Source organism: Streptomyces sp. MBT53, from assembly GCF_016654115.1.
GTDB lineage: Bacteria > Actinomycetota > Actinomycetes > Streptomycetales > Streptomycetaceae > Streptomyces.
In genome coordinates, this window is the sequence record NZ_JAEQAZ010000408.1 from 1 (window position 1) to 4,950 (window position 4,950).

2 protein-coding genes and 1 pseudogene are annotated in these 4,950 nt (G+C 73.3%); 1 reads left to right on the forward strand and 2 read right to left on the reverse strand.

The window, feature by feature from the left end; genetic code table 11:
- Positions 1–109: 109 nt before the first annotated feature.
- Entirely contained in the window at positions 110–2,209 is a 2,100-nt protein-coding gene (locus JHN45_RS51620; RefSeq protein WP_201056429.1) for an MMPL family transporter, read from the forward strand.
- A gap of 49 nt (positions 2,210–2,258) precedes the next feature.
- Here JHN45_RS51620 and JHN45_RS51625 read toward each other — a convergent pair whose 3' ends face one another.
- Together JHN45_RS51625 and JHN45_RS51630 are read right to left on the reverse strand one after the other, a co-directional pair.
- The gene (locus tag JHN45_RS51625) at positions 2,259–2,417 is read right to left on the reverse strand and encodes a hypothetical protein (protein ID WP_236585057.1); all 159 of its coding nucleotides are present in this window, start codon (positions 2,415–2,417) and stop codon (positions 2,259–2,261) included.
- A 303-nt stretch (positions 2,418–2,720) separates the two neighbouring features.
- Positions 2,721–4,950, reverse strand: a pseudogene (locus JHN45_RS51630) (lycopene cyclase); the annotation flags it as partial.

Sequence of the window (4,950 nt, forward strand, 5' to 3'; positions counted from 1 at the left end):
GCCCCCCGCACGACCGAGTCCCCGAAACCCCTCGTCCCGGCGATCCGGCGGCCCCCCTTCCCGCAGCAGCCTGTTGGGCATGTCATCCGATGCCCCGCCGGGAGGGACCGTGCTCGTCTCACTCGCCCGGGCGGCGACCCGCCGTCCGCTGACCGTGATCACCGTCTGGGTGCTCTTCCTGCTGCTCGGGTTCGGGCTCGGGACGGGCGTGTTCGGGCGGCTGTCCGACAATGTGCCCGAAGTCCCGGGCAGCGAGTCGGAGTTGGCCGCCCAGTATCTCGACCGGGTCGATCCGACCGGTGAAACCGTCACCGGTGTCGTGGCGGGCGTCACGGTCTCCGACCCCGCCCTGCGCGCCCGGGTGGAGCGGGCCGTGGCCGACGTCCGCGCCCTCGCCGGGATCGCCGCCGTACCGGACCCGTACACCACACCCGGCCTCACCTCGCGGGACGGGCGGGCGCTGCTGATCCCCGTCACACTCAAGGGTGGGCTCGGCGACGACGCCGAAGAACACGCGGTGGACGCGGCGGCCGACCGGATCCGGGCGATCGACGCGCCCGAAGTCCATGTCAGCGGCGGCCCGTTGCTGGGGAAGCAGATCGGTGAGCGGGCCCAACAGGACGTGCAGCGGGCCGAGTTGGTCTCGCTGCCGGTCGTACTCGCCCTGCTGCTGGTCGTGTTCGGTGGTCTGCGGGCCGCCGCGCTGCCGCTGGTGATCGCGCTCAGCGGGATCGCGGGGGCGTTCCTGGCGCTGTTCGCCTTCAGTCAGGTCACCGACATCTCGGTGTACGCGATCCAGGTGACCACCATGCTGGGGCTCGGACTCGCCGTGGACTACGCCCTGTTGATGCTGGTCCGCTTCCGCGAGGAACGCCGGGACACGGCGGACGTGGTGGAGGCGGTGCACCGCACGGTGGCCCGAGCGGGCCGTACCGTGCTGTTCTCCGGACTGACCGTCGCCGTCAGTCTGACCGGTCTGCTCGTCTTCCCGAGCACGTTCCTGCGCAGCATGGGCCTCGCGGTGGCGGCCGTGGTCGTCGTCGACATGCTGGCCGCGCTCACGCTGCTCCCCGCACTGCTGGCCCGGTTCGGTGCCAGGATCGCGCCCGCGCGGGCCAGGCCGGAGGCCGAGGAGGGGCGGGTCTTCGCCCGGCTGGCCCGTTTCGCGGCACGCCGCCGCATCGCCGTCCTGGCCGTCGTCGTCCCGGCCCTGCTCGTCCTGGCCCTGCCGGTCACCGGCCTGCGGATCAGCATCGGCGACGCCCAGCAGCTGCCGAAGACCACCGAGGCACGGCAGTTGTACGACACGGTCGACGCGCACTTCCCGGCCGGCACCGGGGTCTCCCCCGTGACCGTCGTCCTGCGACCGGGCACCGACGCCGCGACCGCCGGCCGTGTCCGCGCCCTCTCCCCGACCGCCACTTCCCGCGCTCTGCCGGACGGTGGCACGGTCGTGTCCCTGCAACCGCCCGGCAGCGCCGACGGCACCGCGGCGACCGATCTCGTCCGGCAGGTCCGGGAGACACGTGGCACTGGACCGGTCCAAGTCACCGGTACCGCAGCCCGGTTGGTCGACTTCCGCACGATGCTCGCCGACCGCGCCCCCTGGGCCGCCGCCACCGTCCTCGCCGGAATCTTCCTCCTCCTGTTCGCCTTCACGGGCTCGGTACTGATCCCGCTGCGCACGATCGCGACCACCCTCCTCAGCCTGGGGGCCTCGCTCGGCGCGGTGGTGTGGGTCTTCCAGTACGGCCATCTCGCCGGCGCCCTCGGTGCGCAGGGGCTGGGCGCGTTGAGCCTGACGGCGCCGCCGCTGATCGTCGCGATCGCCTTCGGGCTCGCCATGGACTACGAGCTGTTCATCCTGGCCCGGATGCGCGAGGCCCGGCGCCTGACGGGCGACGACCAGGAGGCCGTGGTGACCGGTCTGCGCCGCTCGGGCCGCGTGGTCACCTGCGCCGCCCTGCTGCTGGCGGTCGTCTTCGGCGCCTTCATGACGGGCGGCTTCTCCCCGATCCTCCAGATCGGCCTCGGCCTCACCCTCGCGGTGCTGATCGACGCAACTGTCGTACGGATGCTGCTGGTTCCGGCGACGATGGCCCTGCTCGGCCGGCGGGCCTGGTGGGCGCCGAAGGTGTTGCGGCGGGCGCACGACCGGTTCGGACTGCGTGAAGAGGCGCCCGTGGAGCGGGAGTTGGCGAGCCGGTGAAGCGGTGAATCGGTGAATCGGTGAGACGTGAATTCGGGCCCGGCGAGGGCTACTTGTTCTCGCCGGGCTTTGCCGCATGGTCGCCGGCCGTGTCGTCCCCGGGGATTGCCGAGGCGTTGGCCGCGGGTGGCATGTGGTCGCCGCCGTCGCCGGACTTGCCGGTCGCGCCGGAGGCGTTGAGCTGGAAGGCGAGGAGGAGGGCGGCCACGGCGAGGGTGGCGGTGAATCAGAGGGTGATGCGTCGCGTCGTGTGCTCCTGAAGGCGGGTCGGGGAGGGGCTGTTACCAGGCGAACTCTTCGGTGTGGACGCTGTCGCGGTGGGCTCCGGCAGCGCGGGCCGCCCTGCGGACGGCGGTGATCCAGGCGAGCGGGCCGCAGACGTAGACGTCGCCGTGCTCGATGTCGGGGACGAGGTTCNCTACCGGCTACCGGCTACCGGCTACCGGCTACCGGCGCAGGGTCTACGACGATCAGTGCGGGAGTCAACACCAGCGCGCCCACTCCGCCCGTCTCACCCCGCCAACCCCGCCAGCATCCGCCGGTCCCGAGGCGCCGCCTTCCGGTCGAGTCGCGCGTCCAGCAAGCGCCTTGCCGCGTCGCACCGCCCCGCGGACACCAGTGCGTACAGCAACGTCTCCTCCACGACCTCGCGTTGGGCCGCGCTGCCGCCGACCTTGCGCAGGACCGGAAGCAGTGCGTCGAGGCCGTGGGCCGCGTCGTGGAAGCGGTGTTCGACGAGGGCGGCGAAGGCCTCGCAGAGCGGGGCGATGACCTCGCGCTGCACCGGATCGGCCCCCGCCGCGTGGTCGCGGAGGCGGCGCAGTGCCGGAAGGTCACCGGCGGCGGTGAGGGCCACCGCCACATGCAGCGCGGTGAACGCGGTCGCCGGTCGTTCCAGAACCTCGTGGGCCACGGAGTCCAGTACGTCCGAAGTGGGCAGCTCCCCTTGCCAGTTGCCGCTGAGCCGGGCCCGCCACAGCAGCGACCCGGAGTCCACCAGCGCGCGCACCCCGGTCACCCGCCCGGGCGCCAACTGGGCGAACCAGCGCCTGCGTACGGCGGCCGGGTCGTCCAACGCGAGTTCGTGCAGGGCGATGTGCCAGGAGAAGTGGGCCCGGTGGACCGTTCCACGGCCCTGTCCTGACACCCAGCCGTCGAGCCAGTCCCGGCCCGCCTCGTGGGCGCCGGACTCGTAGTGGACGTGGGCCAGCGCGTGCACGGCGTGACCGGAGGCGGGCTCGGCGCCCAGGGCGCGGTGGGCGAGTTCGCCCGCCTCGTGCAGCCGGCCCTGTTCCTGTCGCAGGAACGCGAGCAGCGAGGTGTGGAACCAGTGCCCGTCGTAGGCGGGGGACGTGCGTTCGACCAGGCGGAGCGCGTAGTCGTCGTCCAGGTCGGTGACTCCGGAGAACGCGATGGTGGGTACGGCGGCGGCGAGGGCGAGCGCGTCGGCGGGGTGGGTGTCGAGGTGTCGTATCAACGCGCGGTCCCCGTCGGCGGATCGGACCCGGCGGGTGATCACGTCCACGAAGGACCGCTCCCGCTCGTCGGCCCGTTCATGGGCGCAGCGCTGGGCGTCGGCGAGGGAGCGGGGTACGTCGACGGCGGCTCCGCACTCGTGGCCGAGGAGGGCCAACGCCGCGTGAGCCAGGGCGAATCCGGGGTCCAGGGCGACCGCGCGGGCGAAGGCGTCCTCGGCGCCGGCGCGCACCTTGAGGACCCGGTCGAGTCCGCTGCGGTACGCGGTGGCGGCCTCGGCGTGGGTGGAGAGCGGGAGTCCGAGTCCGTCGACGGGCCTGCGGCGGGCGGTGCGGCGGGCCGGAGGTGCGAGTAGTTGCCGGGCCAGGGCGGCGGCCTGGACGCGGATCTCGGGGATCGCGGTGGTCTCCCACAGTTCGCCGCGCCGTGGGGCGCCGAGGGTGAACAGGGGCCGTGGGCAACGGCCTTGGGCGTCGAGGAGTCGTCCGTCGCGGGTGGCGACTCCCATGCCCAGCGGCCCCGGCACCGCCGTTCCCGTCTCGAACAGGCCGCGCCACAGCGGGTCTTCGAGCCGCTGCCCCGGGCCGGTGCAGTCGATGACCCAACCGACGTGCAGCGTCCGGCCGTTGGAGAGTGCGACCGCCAACCGGCCGCCATCCTCGGCGACTTCGGTGATCGTGCCGGTGTGGACCTGGAGGCGTCGTGCGGTGCGGGCCCGGGTGACCGATTCGGCGGTGGTGGGGGCCATGCGGTGGCGGTGGGTGTTCCAGATGGCGCTCTCGTGGGCGAGGAACTCCGCACGTTCTTCGGGGGTGAGGCTGTGCCAGAGGCGCGCGGTGTGGGGGCGGAGGCTGTCGAGGGCGGGCCGCCAGTCGCCGTGGGTGCGGACGGAGCGGCTGACGTGCCGGTAGACGGTCCGGCGCAGTCCGTTCAGGGTCAGGTCGCGTGGCCAGCTCGGTGCCTCCATCGGGCCGGCCGGTCCCAACGCGTGCGACTGCGGCAGGAGTCCGCTGCGGGAGGCGGCGTGCACGGTGCGTTCGGGGCGGTCGAGGGTGAGGGCGAGGTCTACGGCGGTGAGGCCGGTGCCGACGAGGAGGATGTCGGCGGTGTCCTCGTGTACGGCGTCCAACGCGCCCGGTGTCCAGGGGGAGTTGACGAAGCGGGGCCGGTGGCGAGGACGGCGCTGTCGGCGGTGAGGAGTCCCCCGTCGGCGAGGTGGAGTTCCACCGGGCCTCCAGGGGCGCCGGTACAGCTCTCCGCGCGGG